This window comes from Oceanobacillus sp. FSL W7-1309, assembly GCF_038002145.1.
Taxonomy (GTDB): Bacteria; Bacillota; Bacilli; order Bacillales; family Amphibacillaceae; genus Oceanobacillus; species Oceanobacillus profundus.
Genome location: NZ_JBBOBX010000001.1, coordinates 704637 through 722362 on the forward strand (window position 1 = coordinate 704637; position 17726 = coordinate 722362).

The window sequence follows — 17726 nt, forward strand, 5'->3', positions numbered from 1 at the left end:
GTTTTCATCCCAAAAAACAGAACATTTAATGTACAACGTTGTGATTTACACAGAAAATACAAATTTGTACATATATTATTCACAATTACGTACAATAAAATGCTTGTTTTTGAAAACGGTTCATTATACGATAGTTATGTGAAACATATAACATTTATAAATTAAAGGAGCGTTTACTAATGTCAACAAACATCGAGAACTTATCCATTAATACCGTTCGCACCCTATCAATCGACGCAATCGAAAAGGCTAACTCTGGACATCCTGGTTTACCAATGGGAGCTGCTCCAATGGCTTACACGCTATGGACAGATTTCATGAACCATAATCCAAAAAACGCTAAATGGTTTAACCGTGACCGTTTCGTACTTTCAGCAGGTCATGGATCAATGCTTTTATACAGCCTACTTCATTTAGCTGGTTATAACGTTTCAATAGATGATTTGAAAGCGTTTCGCCAATGGGATTCAAAAACCCCAGGGCACCCAGAGGTACATCACACAGATGGAGTGGAGGCAACAACTGGTCCACTTGGTCAAGGTATCGCAATGTCTGTTGGTATGGCAATGGCTGAGGCACATTTAGCTGCTAAGTTTAATAAAGAAGACCTATCTGTCGTGGATCATTATACGTATGCGCTTGTAAGCGACGGAGATTTAATGGAAGGAATATCCCATGAGGCTGCTTCATTAGCCGGGCATTTAGGGTTAGGCAAATTAATTGCACTCTATGACTCTAACGATATTTCTTTAGATGGTGAGTTAAATAAATCTTTCTCTGAAAATACCGAGCAACGTTTCACAGCCTATGGATGGCAGGTTCTCCGTGTTGAAAATGGAAACGATATCAATGAAATCAGAAAAGCAATTAAGGAAGCACAAGCAAATACAACACAACCAACTTTAATTGAAATCAAAACTGTAATTGGTTATGGTTCACCAAATAAATCTGCATCTGCAGCATCACATGGTTCTCCGCTTGGTTCAGAGGAAACAAAGCTAACAAAAGAATTTTATCGTTGGGAACACGAAGCCTTCTATGTCCCGGAAGAGGTATATGCCGATTTCAATGAAAAAATTGGTAAAAACGGTAAAGAAAAAGAAGCTGCATGGAATCAATTGATTGAGATGTATACTGAAAAATATCCAGAACTAGCAAAAGAGCTTCAGCTGGCAATACATGATGCGCTTCCAGTAGATTGGGAGAAAGCATTACCAGTTTTTGAGGCTGGTCAGGATACGCTTGCTACAAGAGCATCTTCTGGTAAAGTTTTAAATGCTATTGCAAAAGCAGTACCTAACTTCTTTGGCGGAAGTGCTGACCTAGCAGGATCCAACAAGACAATGATAAATGGTGAAGGCGATTTCTCACGGGATAGTTACGAAGAAAGAAATATTTGGTTTGGTGTACGTGAGCATGCAATGGGAGCTGCTTTAAACGGAATGGCTCTGCATGGCGGATTAAAAGTATATGGTGGTACATTCTTTGTCTTTAATGACTATTTACGCCCAGCTATTCGCCTGGCATCCATTATGAAAACACCTGTAACTTATGTATTTACCCATGATTCTATTGCCGTTGGTGAAGATGGTCCAACACATGAACCAATTGAACAATTAGCAGCACTACGTGTCATTCCTGGACTATCCACGATTCGTCCTGCTGATGCTAACGAAACCGCTGCTGCATGGCGCCTAGCACTGGAATCAAAAGATCAGCCTACAGCACTTGTTTTAACAAGACAAGATTTACCAACACTGGAATCAACAAAAGAAAATGCCTATGAAGGTGTTAAAAAAGGTGCCTATATCGTAAGCAACTCAGAAAAAGAGACACCTGATGCACTATTATTAGCAACTGGATCTGAGGTTCAACTGGCGATTAATTCCCAGAAAGCACTGAAAGAAAAAGGAATCGATGTACGCGTTGTTAGCATGCCTTCATGGGATCGCTTCAACCAACAAGATGCAGCATATAAAAATGAAGTAATTCCTCCTCAAGTGAAAGCACGTGTTGCAATCGAAATGGGAACCACTTTCGGCTGGGAACGCTATACAGGTGAACAAGGAGGAATTCTTGGAATTGACACTTTCGGAGCATCTGCACCAGGTAATAAAGTGATTGAAGCGTATGGTTTTACAGTTGAAAATGTTGTTAAGCATGTTGAATCAGTATTGAACGTGGAAGCTATTTTATAATTTTTTTCACAAATAGGAGATGTTACAAGATGCAAAATGCAGACGAGTTAAAAAAGTTAGTTGGAGAAGAGGCAGCGAATTTAGTTAAAGACGGCATGAAAGTCGGCCTAGGATCTGGATCTACAGTTTACTGGATGGTGAAAAGATTAGGTGAACGTGTACAAGAAGGACTAAATATTACTGCTATCCCCACTTCCAACACGACAGCCAAATGGGCAGAAGAATTCGGTGTACCACTTACTGATTTCTCAAAGGTACAGCAATTGGATATAGCAATTGATGGTGCTGATGAAGTCGATGAAAACCTGCAGCTTATCAAAGGCGGAGGCGGTGCATTACTGCGCGAAAAAGTTGTCGCAGCTGCTGCAAAAGAGTTTATTGTTATTGTTGATGAATCAAAACTTGTAACTCATCTGGGAGCATTTCCGCTAGCTGTAGAGGTAACGCCTTTCGGTTGGGAACGAACTTCAACAACCATTGAAAAATTAGGCGGCAGACCAGCATTGCGCCATAAAGATGAAGAAGTGTTTATCACCGATAATGGCAACTACATTCTGGACTGCTCCTTTGATGAAATTCTAGAACCAGAAGCATTGCAAAGGGATTTAAAAATGCTTGTAGGTGTTGTTGAAACAGGGTTGTTTGTAGGGATGGCTGATAAAGTTATTGTTGGAAGAGCGGACGGTGTTTTTAATATAACTAAATAATCTTTCAGTAATTCTTCTCTAGTATTTATCCAACAGTTATCGTTTTAATAGCAAGAATCATACTGATAGCTTTAAAATTTATTTTCCTACACGGTTACATTTCAGTATATGTATTTATAAAATCGAGTAGAGGGAAAAGTTAAGTAACTTTTCGCCCCTCTCCCACCACCGTACGTACGGTTCCGTATACGGCGGTTCAATAGTTTGAGTGTACGAACTGGTATTGTAGAGCGATATCTTTATATCCTCTTGATGCCAGTTCTTTATCTGTCAATGAACGGTGAAGAATATAGCTCTTGGATATAGTCCAGTAGCCTTTTCTTGTATTTGACCATTCATAAGCTTTATATTTGTCAATTCCTAAGCGAATTAGATTTCTCCTTTTCGTACGTGGGCTTTTCCACTGTTTCCAGATATATTGTCTAATTCTTCGCTTCAGCCAGCCATTGAGATCCTTCATAAATCCTTTCATTTCCCCTATGCCATAGTAGTTTATCCACCCTGTCATAAGTTGCCGGATTTCTTTTAGAATCACTTCAAGCTCTCTCCCGCGATTACGTTTGGTGATTTGCCTGAGTTTCGATTTCACCGTTACTTTTGCTTTTTGGTGCGGACGAATTTTTATACCCTTCTTCGTAACTAATAAACAGAAACCCAGAAACTTTCGTTTCAGCGGGCTACCGACTGCACTCTTTTCTCGATTGACGGTAAGACTCAAATCCCCCTCAAGAAATTTGGTGATACTGTTCATCACTCGATAACCAGCTCTTCTACTTTTCACATAGATATTACAATCATCTGCGTAACGAACGAATTGATGACCACGCTTTTCCAAGAGTTGGTCCAGTTCATTTAAATAGATATTACTGAGTAACGGAGATAAGTTACCGCCTTGCGGCGTTCCTTGTTCTGATTTTTCGAAGATACCGTTAATCATAATTCCACTTAATAAGTATCTTCTTATCAAGTGAAGCACTCGCTTATCAGATATCTGTTTTTCCACGAAGTACATAAGTTTGTCATGATTCACTGTATCGAAGTAGGATTTCATATCCAAGTCCACCACATATTTGTATCCTTGTTCGTAGTACGATTTCGCCCGTATGATGGCATGATGCGCACTACTTTTTGGACGAAACCCAAAACTATTATCGGAGAACGTTGATTCAAATATTGGTTGTAACACTTGGTTAATAGCTTGTTGAAGCATCCGGTCGATGACTGTAGGAATCCCCAGTTTTCTTTTTCCACCATCTGGTTTCGGAATTTCAACCCGCAGAACGGGTTGCGGTTTGTACTTTCCTTGCCGTAACTGGGTTAATAATTCCTCTTTATGTTCCTTCAAGTATGGAAGTAGCTGGTCGTACGTCATACCGTCTACTCCAGCTGTTCCCTTATTCCTGGCTACTTGAAGGTAAGCTTGATTTAGGTTGTCCCTTGATAGGATTCTTTCAAACAGATTGGATACACCATTTTGATTGTTCTTTTCACCATGAAAGGCACTATGCACTTCGACATACCCTTCATGTTCCACACTATTTCTCTGCCGATAGCCAGATTCTCCTGTTTTCTGCAGTTGTCGCACCTTCCACCCCTCCTAGAGCTTTCAAAATTACTATTGTTCGGTCCTTCATGTTTCGTCCGTTCACATTACTATGACCTCTGCTGACTTCTTGCGATTCACCAAAACGTCACCGCTTTGGTTGTGCTGGTTCGTTATCATTCAACTCCCACTGCACCCTCACAAGACCTCCCCTGGTAAGAGCGAAAACTTTCCTCCCATGTAACTGCTAGATTTACTGTATAGGTTTCGGGCAGTATGGGACTTCGTCTTGTTTAGCAGACTTATCCGACCTAATTCAGCCTTCTATCTAGTTTCTGTTCGTCAGTTCAGGAGTTTGCGTCCAGCTTCCTTCAGCCACTACCTCACGATAGCCACCTTGCCTTTCGCTAACAGTTCCTACTGCCAAGCCTGTAGTGGACTTTCACCACCTAGTTTCCGCCCATGCAGGGCACACTAAGAAAAGCAGTGAACGATTATTAATCGTTCACTGCTTTTTAATATGCATTTATTCTATTATATTATACTCTTATACTTTCAAAAGCATCCACTGCTGCCTGTGCCACTTGAACATCGTGTTCTACAGAGCTGCCACTCACGCCAACAGCACCAATAACCTGATCATTTTCAACTAATGGAATGCCTCCCCCGAAGAGAACGATCCGCCCGTTATTCGTTGTGTTTAAACCATACAATTCAGCTTGAGGAATAGTAGCTTCAGCTAAATCTGATGTTGGCATCTTTAACGCAACAGAAGTCCAAGCTTTATTCTGCGCTATGTCAACACTAGCCAGCCATGCGTCATCCATACGATGTACTGCGATTAGATTTCCACCCTCATCAACAACGGATATAACCATTGAAACTCCAATATTTGCTGCTTCTTGTTCAGCACCCTCAATAAGTTTTTTTGCTAATTCAAGATTCATTTTACTCAACTAAAATTCCTCCCTCATATTAAATAACTATCCATTTCTCGTGATAGGAACGATATTTTAAATGTTTCACATGATTGCAGTTTCATTCTACATTAAACCAAAATATTAAACAAGTTGTAATTATTAGAATTAAACAAATAAATCATTATACCTAGCACAAACTCTCGGCAGGTAAAAAGACTTGATTCATGTAAACTACTGGTTATCTTGTAAAAACCTTAACAAAACTCGAATTAACGGTAACTCCTTCTTCCCTCCACGCAGCAACAATAGCTCCGCCAATAGGTTCCATTTTAGGAACTGTGAGTATTGATTCCAATTGATGTTGACGAATTTCTTTTTCGATTATTGCTTGGAAAAGGTCAAGTCGATTATAAATCCCACCTGTTAGCACAACCGGGACTCTATCCTTTTTTGAAAATCGCTTTGTTTGTAAACAAGCAATTGACTTGCCCATATGTACAGCGTTTTTTTGAATGATCCCTTGTGCAACTTGGTCACCATCATCAGCTGCTCTCATTACTATTTTGCTCAATGAAGCAACACGTTCTTTCTGGTTTTTTTCTTGATAAACAGCATGGATAATATCGGGTAACTTAGCCGCTTGGAAATATTCAAGTAGGAAATTACTAATTGCTGTTGGAGTCCCTAATCCATCATAGGCTAAGAAAGCTGCCTCTAAAGCATCACGTCCAAGTGCAAAACCGCTTCCCATCTCCCCACTTAAATATCCCCATCCCCCCACACGGTCAGATAAACCATCATGATTTATACTAAATGTAATGGAGCCTGTGCCAGCAATTTGTACAATTCCCGGTTTACCTAAAGTACCTGAATAGAGAGCATTAATAGCATCTATATTTACTGTTACATGCACATGATCTGGTAGTAAGTCGACAAGAATCTTTTGCACCATCTCTTTCGTTGTTGGATGGCCAACACCTGACATCCCTGCAAATACATGTTTTAATTGGAAAAAGCAAGAATCACACTGTTGTTTTAATAAAGTAAATAGATTCTGCAACTCTTTTTTCAAACTCCACTTATCTACACTATTTGGGTTGGTCGGACCTACTGTTGCTTCGGCAATTATTTCTCCATTCGACTTTGCTATGATGCCCTTTGTTTTTGTACCACCACCATCAATTCCTAAAACGTACATAATAACTAGCCTCCACCAGTGTTTATAGTTGATTAGTTGATTATCTATTAGATTATATGTGAAGGGAAAATTGATTATTATAGACTCGTGTAGATTATCAATATTGTGGGACAGGGGCTGTTCTATAGAAAATACAAGGGTTACGCACTTAAGAAATTACAATCTAGGTGATGAGGTACCGAATATCCAAAAAGAAGCCTGGTTCAGGCACTCATTACAGACATAAATAACTTTATACGGCAGAAACCTTCGTAATCCATAAAAAAGGAAGCTAAGAATCTAATCTATTTAGACGTTAGCTCCTTTTGTTGTAGTTCATAAGGGAAAGTTATTTACTTCGAATGAAATCTACATTCACACAAATTTATATAAATAATACTCATTAACGGGCTCACCGTTTATCATGAGAGAATTGACTTTCTCTCCCTCTACAACGAATCCCATTTTTCGGTATAAATTAAATGCTTTTATATTTTCTTTTATAACTGTTAATTCTAATCTTGAAATCCCAACTTCTTTTGCCCACTCAAAAATTCGCTGAAATAATTTTGTAGCTATTCCTTGTCCTTGATATGCTTCGAGAATGCCTAAAACAAGGTATGCTGAATGCTTGTTTCTAATCAGTTTCCCACCGAATGCTGCAATAAAGCCAACCAATTTGTTATCAGCTTCAGCTACTAAAAAGACTGTATTTTTTTCAGTTAGAATCCGTTCGATTGATTTTCGTTGTTGCTCGATCGTCGTATCGCGTTCTCCTGGATCATGTAACATAAAGCCAGATGCATCGATTTCCTTACTTAGCTCAACAAAATTTTCTGCATCACTTTCCGCGATTGATCTAATGATCATCCTTATTCCCTCCTTTGTTCCTGACATTCTGCTAAAGATACCTTGATTACACCCATTTAATCCGAAACTTCTGGTTGCCCTTAATCCATGGAAGCAATGGTAAATCATCGTCAATGACTTTTCCAAGTACATTTACTCTTTCATCTGCTGGTAAATCGGCTAATGCAATTTGAATTTCTCCTTGATAACGCATATATTTCTTATTATCGATCGTAATGGATCCAGCTGATCGTTCCACACAGTTGCGGGGCTGAACAACTGCTTCTCCAAATTGCGCATAACCTCTCGATTCAACTGCACGGATACAGTCTCTCGCGTTATCTGCCCGGTTGGTGAATGGACTCACTGATTTGCTAAGGATTTCAGAGTCTGTCAGTTTATCTGGAACAGCTCGAACGACAATTTCATCTTGCTTATAGTCGCGAAATTGTTCTAATGACGCTTCACTTAATTCAACGTCACCTACCACAATTTTATCCACCCCTGCCAGTTTCTCTAATTCCAAAAAAGCAGTAAAAGGTGAGTGCTTGCGATGCTGTTCCAAGGTTGGCAGTTTTTCATATAGCGGACCCCTTAATTGCTTGTCCCCAGGAATGAATGCCATTACAGTAATCCCTGCCGATTTTAACAGCCTGTTTTTTTGGATAAAATCACTTAACCCGAGTCCTGTTTCTGGTCGTGGATAATAATTATGCCAAGCTTCCACTGCTTCAGTGTTTAGCCCCTTTGCTTTCATATCGTGTAACGAATCCGCTGTAATCGTACTTGCATTTAGTGCGATGCGCATTTTGTGAGACAAATTAATAATCGTTTGCTCGTCCACACCATAATCGATCCGAAGACCTGAAAGTCCCCAATTTAGTAATTCATCCGCATTTTCCCAATTAAACCCTAGTGCCTGTAATGAATTCGGCGAGATATCTGCCATCAATTCCATATCTAATTCAGTAGCTACTCTTCCAAGTTCCTGAAGCCGATCCTTATAGGCTGAATGATCATCCTCAGGAATATGAAGCGATGTAAAAATCGACTGAAATCCACTTTCTTTCATCTTACGAATATAGGGAGTCTGCTGTTCAATTGGCTCATTCCCTAGATAAACAGAAATTCCTAACACACTGATTCCCTCCATTTATTTTTTATGTAAGCAAAGATAGGAGGTTAAAGCAACCTCCTAATCTTAAAGCCTATTAAATACCATCTGCCATGCTTTCCTTAAAGCCAAATGCATACGTAAATAGGAATCCAAACGCATACGAAATGACGAGTCCGAGGAAATAGCTTATATATTGTCCGTTTGTTATAAGTGGGATTAGTGACAAACCAGAAACGCCAATTCCCGATGATGCTGTACTCATAACTGCTTGGAATGCTCCACCAACGGAAGCTCCCAGACAAGCTGTTAAAAACGGTCTTCCTAATGGTAATGTTACTCCATACATTAATGGTTCGCCAATTCCCAGGAACCCTACTGGTGCACTCCCTTTGATAATATTTCGCAGACGCGTATTCTTTGTTTTTACAAAAATCGCAATCGCAGCACCAACTTGTCCAGCTCCACCCATCGCTAAAATGGTTAACAATGCAGTCTCATTATAGACATTAATTAATTCAAGGTGAATCGGGGTTAAGCCGTGGTGTAAACCAACCATAACTAATGGCAGAAAAAATCCTGCTAGTACTGCTCCTGCTATCGCCCCACCTGTATCAATTAAAGCAGTTAGCCCCATCGTGATACCATCTGACAAAATACCAGCTACTGGCATAACGGCGTATAATGAAGCAAATCCAACAACAAGTAATGTGATCAAAGGTGTAAAGATAATATCTACTGCATCCCACATCACTTTACGAACATTTTTCTCAACAAATGTCATTAACCAGGCGGCGAAAATAACACCAAACAAACCACCTCTACCAGGAGTTAGGGCTTCACCATAAATCGTAATATCTGCGAGCAGCGGGCTAAATAAGAACATTCCTGCAATGGCGCCTAATACCGGTGTCCCGCCAAATTCTTTTGCCGTATTCCAACCAACCAATATTCCTAATGATGCAAAGACAACGCTTCCAAGCAAAAGTAAAATTTGCATCCATGTTTGCTCTCTGTCTACTCCTGCATTCACTGCAAAGTTAGCTGCTCCATTAAGAATCCCTGAAGCAACCAAACCTGGAATAAGTGGAATAAAAATATTTCCAAGCTTACGCAGAAAATTTTTAAATGGTGTTCGATTTTTTGCTTTGAGTTTTTGTTTATCAAGGGCTGCTTTTTCTTCAAATGTTAAATCATCTGGTGTTGCATCTTCACCGATACCAAACCCGGTTAGTTGACTCATCTCAGCAGCAACTTTATTTACGGTTCCAGGTCCAATAACGACCTGTAACGTTTCATCCTCAACAACTCCCATCACACCTTCTACACGCTTTAAGTCAGTCATATTCACTTTCGAATCGTCCTTTAATGACAAACGCAACCTTGTCATACAATGAGCGACTCGCTGAATATTGTCTTTTCCACCAACATGTTCTAATATATCTGTAGCCATTCTTTGTTCTTTCTTCATAATTGACCCCTCCTTTTTCTTACTTTGCTAATGCGCGTCGCACAAATCCGTCAGAGTTCTTAAGCTTGTTAATAGCATCTTCATAGGAGCATTGCAATAAAATCATAACGATTGCTATCTTCACCTGATGCTTCGATTTCTCAAAATAAGAGGCTGCAGTTTCATAATCGACTCCAGTAACTTCCATAATATTTCGTTTGGACCTTTCTTCTAATTTCTCATTTGTCGGCTTTAAATCTACCATAAAGTTTTGGTAAACCTTACCAATCCCTACCATCGATGCAGTAGAAATCATATTTAAGACCATCTTCTGAGAAGTGCCAGCCTTTAATCTGGTAGAACCAGTTAGTACCTCAGATCCCGTTAGAAGTTCAATCGCCACCGAAGCGTATTGACTCATTACTGCGTCTTTATTACAGGATATACTTACTGTACTCGCTTTTTTCGAATTCGCATATTGTAATGCTCCGATAACGTAAGGGGTACGCCCGCTTGCAGCAATTCCAATGACCGTATCATTTTCTGACAGTTGAATGCTCTTTAAATCGTTTGCTCCAAGTTCTGGATCGTCCTCAGCCCCCTCAGCCGCTTCATAAAGCGCTTTCATTCCACCCGCAATAATTCCTTGTACCATCTCTGGGGACGTACCAAATGTAGGAACACATTCTACAGCATCTAAAACTCCCAATCTACCACTTGTTCCTGCCCCAACGTAAATAAGTCTTCCGTTTTTGTTGAATGATTCAATTGCATATTTCGTAGCCTTCTCAATTTGTGGAAGTTGCTCCTTAATCGCCGTTAAAACCTGTTGATCTTCTTTATTCATCGTGCGCAAAATATCCAACGTAGTCATTTCATCTAAATGCATCGTATGTTGATTTCGCGCTTCCGTTGTTAATTTTTCAAGCATAATTTTTGCCTCCTCTACTTTCTTTCACCTCTATTTTACCTATTTATGAAATTAAAAGTCAATATAAATAATAAATTTTATGAAATTAAATTTCATTTCAAGTAAAAAAAGAAGCTATCTTCTTAATTTCACAACATGATCTCTCGCTTCTTGATATTCGTCCAGCACATTCTCACCAATACTATTAAAAATACTAATATATAAGCTATCTATAATTGTCAGCTGGGTCATTCTTGATGTGATGCTGCCAATCCGAAAATCCTGCTCTACATTCGGGGTTGCTAATCGAATATCTGCTTCTTTATACAATGGTGACTTGTTTATGTTTGTAATTGCTATCACCTTTGCTCCTTTTTTTTGCGACAGTCGCGCTAAGTCCAGAACATCTTTCGTTCTGCCGGACATACTAATCGCAACAAAAACATCCTCACTATTAAAATGCGGCACTTTTGATAGCATGTAATGAAAGTCTAAATTAAACTCCACTTGATATCCGAGTTTCGTAAATTTGTATAGTGCATCCATTGCAGCAATCGAAGATCCTCCGACACCATAAAAAATAATTTTTCGCGCATTTTTTAGGTACGTGACCGCATCATCGAGCTCTTTTTTATCTAAGGATTCCATTATCAGCTCAATCGCATTCTTGTTTACATGGACAACTTTCTGGAACATTTCGTATGGGGAATCCTTTTTCTGCAAAATTGAAAAGTCCGTGATATATCCTTCTTTTACAGCTAATTCCTGTGCTAAGGAAATTTTAAATGTCTTAAAGCTCCCTATCCCAATTGTTTTTGCGAACCGAATTACGCTTGCTTCACTTACATCTGCTTTATTCGCCAGTTCCTTCGTTGTCATGTTTGGGATTAGCTCTGCGTGATTTAATATGTACGCAGAAATTTTCTTCTCCGTTTTGGAAAATTGGTGAAGCCGTTCGTTTATTCTAGCTAGTAATGTGGTTGCCATGTCAACTTCTCCTGTTCTTATCCTTTTATGTTCATTAGTATAGCAAAAATTAAATAGGTGTACTAATTTAAAATCAGAATGTGGTTGCCGACGGGTGGGGCTGATGTGCCTTAGCTGAGAGGGGTGGTGTCTTATTTTTGTGAATGGTGTCTTAGCTGAGAGGGATGGCGTCTTATTTTTGTGATTAGTGTCTTAGTTGCGGGGGATGGTGTCTTGACTGGTGTCTTAGTTGCGGAGGATGGTGTCTTATTTTTACGATTGGTGTCTTAGTTGCGGAGGATGGCGACTTATTTTTACGATTGGTGTCTTAGTTGCGGAGGATGGCGTCTTATTTTTGTGATTAGTGTCTTAGTTGCAGAGGATGGTGTCTTATTTTTACGATTGGTGTCTTAGCTGCGGGGGATGGTTATGGGAGTAAAATAGAAAAGAGACACGTGCACCCACGTGTCTCTTAAGCTTATACTTCCTTCATCACTGCTGCAATCAATGGGTGATTAGCATCCAGTTCTGAAATAGTTTGCAACGTTTTTTCATAACCTTGTTCAGCGATCATTTGCTGTAATTTTACTGCTTCTTCATCCTGAGCATTTTTGTATTGTAATGCAGCTACAATCACCTGAACCAGATAAGTTGGCACGTTTCCTGTTACATCCATATATAAACTTGCGGGACGAATGATACGATCTCGTGGACCTAGCTTACGAATTGGTCCACGTCCAACTCGTGTTACTTCGTCTGAGATATATGGATTCATAAAGCGACCGATAATCGTATCAATATAGTTTTGATGTTCGGTGCGGTCAAAATGATAGGTCTGAATCAGTGCTTCACCAGACTCATTTAAAGCTCCCTTAATGATCTCCTGTACTTTTTCATCATGCATTGCTTCATTGATGGTTGCATATTCAAGGGAGCGCCCAATATATGCAGGCACGACATGACCGGTATTCACCGTAAATAATTTCCGTTCAATGTATGGTGTTAAATCTTCCACATATGTGACACCATCAATTACAGGTACCTCACCTTTGAATGCTGGTTTTTCAACAACCCACTCAAAGTATGGTTCAACAGAGACTAATAATGGATCTTCATTCACTTGGTTTGGAACAATTCGGTCTACTGCAGCATTTGGAAATCCAAACACTTCATCAAATTGTTGTTGTTCGTCTGCTGTTACTTGTTTGTAAATATGTTCTTTAAGCAGTGAACTTCCACCAACCATATTTTCACAAGCAATGATATTTAAGGCCTTATTATTTGTCTTGATTCGTTTCTGTAATCCTTCTGCAATTAACTTTGCGATAATGGCCAAAATGTTTGGTCCGACAGCAGTTGTAATGAGATCTGCTTTCCCAATTGCTTCGATTACTTTATCTGGATCTGTAATGCTATTGATTCCGGAAACATCTTTTACCGTTAATGTTTCACTTTCTTCTGCTGCTAACACAACATTGTATTGCTGCTTCTCGTTTATTTCGTTAATAATGCCTTCATTAACATCGACAAACGTTGTATGATAATTCGCTTGATAGAGCAGAGCCCCGATAAAGCCTCTGCCGATGTTTCCAGCTCCAAAATGTACTGCTAGCATTTAGTTCACCTCATCAAAAATGCTTATGATTTCCTCTTTTGTCGTTGCGTTAACAATTGTTTGGATATTTTCTTCCTCAGAAAGTACAATCGCAATTTTTGATAGAACTTCCAAATGGTCATCACCTTTACCAGCAATACCAATCAAGATTTTCACCGTGTTTCCGTCACCAAAATCCACACCCTCTGGTACGATAACAACTGAAATCCCTGTTTCCTTTACTAATTCCTTTGCATCCTCTGTACCATGTGGGATAGCAACGCTATTACCCATAAATGTAGAAGTTAGCTCTTCACGTTCAAGCATTTTTTCCACGTAAGTTGGCTCAACGTACCCATTATCGACTAGGATCTTACCTGTGAAACGAATTGCTTCCTCTTTGTTAGCTAATTTTGTATCTAACTGAATGTTATCTTTGCTTAAAATTTCTTTTGCCATGATAAAACTCACTCCTTAAATTAATTCTTTTTCATGTATAAATAGCTCTAGTTGTTCGGAAAGATACTGTTTTATCTTTGGTTCATCTCCGGATTCAAATAAAGAAATACTTGTCTGATCCTGGATAATCAAACTGCTTAGAAAGCTTAAGATCTCCAGGACTTCTTGATGGGTTATCTCAGGTGCCAGCATAACGATTACCGTATCCATTTCCATTTGGTTGTTATCCATTCCGCGGATAGCAAGCGGGTGGTTTAATTTATAAATGGAAAACGTCGGCTTGTGGATTGCATTGGAACGTGTATGGTAAAGTGCAATGGACGTAGCTGGAATTCCTAATCCACTTATCTGTTCCCTTAATTGCAGTTTTTTAAATACAATTTTTTCACTTTGTATGATTTTATTTTCTGCTAACGTCTTACAAACCAAACGTAATACCGAGTCTATTGTTAAATTATCCGTAACGTCATAAACTTGGAATGAATCTAGAAGATCCAGAGTTGCTCGTAAATAATTTTGCAGTGCTTCCATGCGAACAGTAAAATTACTGCTATCTGTCGTTACTCGTGGTTCTTTATTATTCATATGAACCGTAAGCTTTCTTTTCTTTATCTCCTTTTTCACCTGATGAATCTCGTTTTGAGTAAGCATCGGAGAAATGAGTAAATAATCGTGGTCAAATTCTTTTAACGGAATCGTCGACACAATGACATCATAAGCTTCCACGTTTAATTTATTTAAGTCAAAAATAGATGCATTTTCAACATGCTTAATCTCTGGTATACGCTGAACGAGCTTTGTCGCTAGCATTTTTGAAGTACCAATTCCACTCGAACAGATGACTAACGCTTGTAAATCTACTGCTTTTTCATTGTTTAACAATGCCGCTGCAAAATGAAGAACAAGGTATCCTATTTCATCATCCGGGAATTCCATATTTGGAAACGTATCCTTAACAGCTGCCGTAATCATATGAAATAACTCATCGTAATCCTGCTTGATTTCCCTAATCAATGGATTTTTTATTGTCATCCCTTGTTTTAATCGATAAATAGCTGGCTTCAGATGGGCAACTAAATCATTTAGCAGCTGTTTATTGTTCATCTGCGGTACATTGATTTGCTTACTGACGGAACGAATTAATTGATTAGCTGAAAAAACGATATCCTCATCAGGATACATGTCAATATAGTTCGAATCAGACCGCAATTTAGCTCCCATTAAATGCATCGTGATGTAGCCAATTTCATCATCGGGGATGGCCATCCCAAGGGGGCCTTCTATATCACGTATCATTTTTTCAGCAACACGATATTCTTTTGTACCTTCCATTTGCATTAGCTGTGCTTGGTCAAATTGAATCGAATCACCCTTCTGCAGTCGCTCAATCGCTAACGCTAAATGAACAACCAACCCAATCAATGCACTATCTGCTAATTCGTACGGTAATTCTTCTCTTGCCTGTTCCACCCGTTGTCGAATCACAATTAGATGCTCTGGATTTACTAAACCTAATAGCCTATTGGAAATCGCAGAAAATTGATCCTGTGATTTCTTTTGAATATTATCCTTTATCAATGACACGAACTCAAATGGATCAATATGCTTTGAAATCAAGCTGCTTAATGCTGCACGTTTATTCGCCTCGTCACCGGCAATTTCCACTCCGTACCCTCTTTTTCGAATCAAAATAAGACGATAGGATGCTATTTCTTTTTCTAATTGATCAAGATCATGACTGATTGTTGCTTCCGTTACTTTTAATTCTGTGCTTAGCGTAAACAGCTTTATTGGTTCCTTCATTTCAAGAAGGGTAGCCAAAATAATCGATTGTCTTTCTTCTGGTGTAAAGTCAAAGACAGTAACATTCGCTAATGCTGAGAGAAATTGCCTTCGATCCTGCTCCATGCCAACTAACCGAAGGCCAACACCGGATTTTTTTTCTAATATTAGGTTGTAGTGATTTGTAATATCTTCTGTGTTTTTTAAATCACGATGAATGGTTCGAGCACTAACTTCTAATTCCTTGGCAATATCTTTTACAGTTATACCCTCAGGATTTCCCAATAAAATTTCAAGGATTTTACGCTCACGATTAGAAATGTTCAGAAGCCTTCACCACCTCAACCTTGCTATTCGAAACTTCTCTTATTTTTTTAGACGTTCTACTAACTCATCATATCTTGGGCTATTTAAGAAATTTTCTACGGAAATATGTTCAGCTGCTGGTACTTTCGCTTTTGCACGATCCGTTAGATCCTTATGCGTGACCACGATATCCGCATCATCTGGAATTTCATTAATCGCTTTATTCGTCACAAATATATCAATATCTGCTTTTTTAAATTTATTTTTTAATAAGGAAGCACCCATTGCACTGGAGCCCATTCCAGCATCACAAGCAAAGATAATTTTATCTACATCGGAAGCTTGCTTGCTTTCCACTGCTGCTCCTTCAACTTGCTCTTCAGTAGCTTGGTTTAATGATCCAGCAACTGAACTTTTCTTCCCTTTCATTGTTTCCATTTTACTGGTAGCTTCAGAAAGATCATCATTAGTAGCTTTGCCTGTTTTCAATATAATTGCTGCAACAGCAAATGAAACAGCAGCTGCAATGAGCACACCAAGGATAACACCGACGTAGCTATCTTGTGCTGTCATCGCCAATACGGCAAAAATACTACCAGGTGAAGCAGGAGCTCTTAGTCCTACATCAAACAATTGGAAGGTAAACACACCACTAACCCCACCAGCGATAGCTGCTAAAATTAATGCTGGTTTCATTAATACATACGGGAAGTAAATTTCATGAATCCCACCAAAGAATTGGATAATTGCCGCACCAGAAGCAGAGCTTTTGGAGGCACCTTTTCCAAAGATCATAAAGGCAAGCAGGATACCTAAACCAGGTCCTGGATTCGCTTCCAATAAGAATAGAATTGATTTTCCAAATTGTGAGGCTTGATCCGCTCCAATCGGACTTAAAATTCCATGATTGATTGCATTATTTAAAAATAGTATCTTTGCAGGTTCAATGATGATATTGGCAAGAGGCAATAAACCTGCATTGACAATAACTTCAACTCCAGCAGCTAAGGCTTTATTCAATGCGCCTACTAATGGTCCAATTCCAAGTAAAGCAACAATTGCTAAAAGCGCAGCAAGAATCCCTGCTGAGAAGTTGTTATAAAGCATCTCAAAACCTTGACGAATTCGATGCTGGAGCACCTGGTCAATTTTCTTCATTAAATACCCTGCGAGTGGTCCAACAACCATTGCTCCTAAGAACATTGGGATGTCTGCTCCTGCAATAACACCCATTGTTGCAGTAGCACCGACAACTCCACCACGTAAATCATAAACCATACGCCCACCAGTAAAACCAATTAAAAGTGGCAATAAGTAATAAAGCATTGGATCGACTAATGCTGCCAAATCTTCATTTGGCCACCAGCCATCCGGTATAAATAAAGCTGTAATAATTCCCCATGCAATAAAAGCACCAATATTCGGCATAATCATACCGCTCAAATAGCTTCCGAAACGTTGTACTTTGGCACGAATTCCTTTTTGTTCAGCCATTTAATATTCTCCTTTCAAAATTGCATCATTATTAATCGTAAGCGAGTATGGTAGGTTATTCAATTAAAAGAAAGTGGCAAATTGGCATAATTATTGTTGACATAATTTAATAAGGAGGGTGGGAAATGTAAAACTTGTCTACGGTTAAGGTAAGGGATTGAATTCAAGCTTGTATTTTCTTTTCTTACTGTACCCTGTTTATTTCTATCTTAATCACGAATTAAGTTAGGAATTCAAATGCGATTGGTGGTGTCTTT

The 17726-nt window shown here is 39.0% G+C and carries 14 protein-coding genes; 2 read left to right on the forward strand and 12 right to left on the reverse strand.

Annotated elements, in window-relative coordinates; genetic code table 11:
- Positions 1-179 precede the first annotated feature (179 nt).
- Both tkt and rpiA read left to right on the forward strand, forming a co-directional pair.
- Positions 180-2198: a transketolase gene (tkt, locus tag NST46_RS03235; RefSeq protein ID WP_341136765.1), complete on the forward strand. Its 2019-nt coding sequence runs from the start codon at positions 180-182 to the stop codon at positions 2196-2198.
- Between the two features lie 29 nt (positions 2199-2227).
- On the forward strand, positions 2228-2905 hold the full coding sequence (gene rpiA, locus NST46_RS03240) for a ribose-5-phosphate isomerase RpiA (RefSeq protein ID WP_341136766.1): 678 nt from the start codon (positions 2228-2230) through the stop codon (positions 2903-2905).
- 196 nt (positions 2906-3101) lie between these two features.
- Here rpiA and ltrA read toward each other — a convergent pair whose 3' ends face one another.
- The 12 genes from ltrA to NST46_RS03300 all read right to left on the reverse strand — a co-directional run bounded on the left by ltrA (position 3102) and on the right by NST46_RS03300 (position 17469).
- Positions 3102-4490, reverse strand: coding sequence for a group II intron reverse transcriptase/maturase (ltrA, locus tag NST46_RS03245; protein WP_303448328.1), 1389 nt, complete (start codon positions 4488-4490; stop codon positions 3102-3104).
- 497 nt (positions 4491-4987) lie between these two features.
- Positions 4988-5404: a GlcG/HbpS family heme-binding protein gene (locus NST46_RS03250; protein ID WP_095308001.1), complete on the reverse strand. Its 417-nt coding sequence runs from the start codon at positions 5402-5404 to the stop codon at positions 4988-4990.
- 202 nt (positions 5405-5606) lie between these two features.
- On the reverse strand, positions 5607-6566 hold the full coding sequence (locus NST46_RS03255; protein ID WP_340002385.1) for an N-acetylglucosamine kinase: 960 nt from the start codon (positions 6564-6566) through the stop codon (positions 5607-5609).
- A 354-nt stretch (positions 6567-6920) separates the two neighbouring features.
- Complete coding sequence (locus NST46_RS03260) at positions 6921-7415, reverse strand: GNAT family N-acetyltransferase (RefSeq protein ID WP_340002386.1); 495 nt, start codon at positions 7413-7415, stop codon at positions 6921-6923.
- 46 nt (positions 7416-7461) lie between these two features.
- A complete protein-coding gene (locus tag NST46_RS03265; RefSeq protein WP_341136767.1) occupies positions 7462-8532 on the reverse strand; it encodes a DUF871 domain-containing protein in 1071 nt (356 codons plus the stop codon).
- 73 nt (positions 8533-8605) lie between these two features.
- Positions 8606-9979, reverse strand: a complete 1374-nt coding sequence (locus NST46_RS03270) for a PTS transporter subunit EIIC (RefSeq protein ID WP_118888555.1) — start codon at positions 9977-9979, stop codon at positions 8606-8608.
- Between the two features lie 19 nt (positions 9980-9998).
- Positions 9999-10889: an N-acetylmuramic acid 6-phosphate etherase gene (murQ, locus tag NST46_RS03275; protein WP_118888554.1), complete on the reverse strand. Its 891-nt coding sequence runs from the start codon at positions 10887-10889 to the stop codon at positions 9999-10001.
- Positions 10890-11003: 114 nt separating this feature from the next.
- Positions 11004-11855 (reverse strand): MurR/RpiR family transcriptional regulator, encoded by an 852-nt coding sequence (locus NST46_RS03280; protein WP_095307991.1) that lies wholly within the window; start codon positions 11853-11855, stop codon positions 11004-11006.
- Between the two features lie 457 nt (positions 11856-12312).
- The gene (locus NST46_RS03285) at positions 12313-13449 is read right to left on the reverse strand and encodes a mannitol-1-phosphate 5-dehydrogenase (protein WP_341136768.1); all 1137 of its coding nucleotides are present in this window, start codon (positions 13447-13449) and stop codon (positions 12313-12315) included.
- A complete protein-coding gene (locus NST46_RS03290) occupies positions 13450-13887 on the reverse strand; it encodes a PTS sugar transporter subunit IIA (protein ID WP_095307987.1) in 438 nt (145 codons plus the stop codon). It abuts the gene before it with no gap.
- Positions 13888-13902: 15 nt separating this feature from the next.
- On the reverse strand, positions 13903-15996 hold the full coding sequence (locus NST46_RS03295; protein WP_341137315.1) for a BglG family transcription antiterminator: 2094 nt from the start codon (positions 15994-15996) through the stop codon (positions 13903-13905).
- Positions 15997-16035: 39 nt separating this feature from the next.
- Complete coding sequence (locus NST46_RS03300) at positions 16036-17469, reverse strand: PTS mannitol transporter subunit IICB (RefSeq protein WP_095307983.1); 1434 nt, start codon at positions 17467-17469, stop codon at positions 16036-16038.
- Positions 17470-17726 lie beyond the last annotated feature (257 nt).

Bases quoted from the DNA above. Each gene is read 5' to 3' on its own strand.
- NST46_RS03280 (WP_095307991.1), bottom strand. From the start codon at position 11,855: ATGGCAACCACATTACTAGCTAGAATAAACGAACGGCTTCACCAATTT.
- NST46_RS03270 (WP_118888555.1), bottom strand. From the start codon at position 9,979: ATGAAGAAAGAACAAAGAATGGCTACAGATATATTAGAACATGTTGGT.
- tkt (WP_341136765.1), top strand. From the start codon at position 180: ATGTCAACAAACATCGAGAACTTATCCATTAATACCGTTCGCACCCTA.
- NST46_RS03255 (WP_340002385.1), bottom strand. From the start codon at position 6,566: ATGTACGTTTTAGGAATTGATGGTGGTGGTACAAAAACAAAGGGCATC.
- NST46_RS03290 (WP_095307987.1), bottom strand. From the start codon at position 13,887: ATGGCAAAAGAAATTTTAAGCAAAGATAACATTCAGTTAGATACAAAA.
- NST46_RS03300 (WP_095307983.1), bottom strand. From the start codon at position 17,469: ATGGCTGAACAAAAAGGAATTCGTGCCAAAGTACAACGTTTCGGAAGC.
- murQ (WP_118888554.1), bottom strand. From the start codon at position 10,889: ATGCTTGAAAAATTAACAACGGAAGCGCGAAATCAACATACGATGCAT.
- NST46_RS03285 (WP_341136768.1), bottom strand. From the start codon at position 13,449: ATGCTAGCAGTACATTTTGGAGCTGGAAACATCGGCAGAGGCTTTATC.
- NST46_RS03260 (WP_340002386.1), bottom strand. From the start codon at position 7,415: ATGATCATTAGATCAATCGCGGAAAGTGATGCAGAAAATTTTGTTGAG.
- rpiA (WP_341136766.1), top strand. From the start codon at position 2,228: ATGCAAAATGCAGACGAGTTAAAAAAGTTAGTTGGAGAAGAGGCAGCG.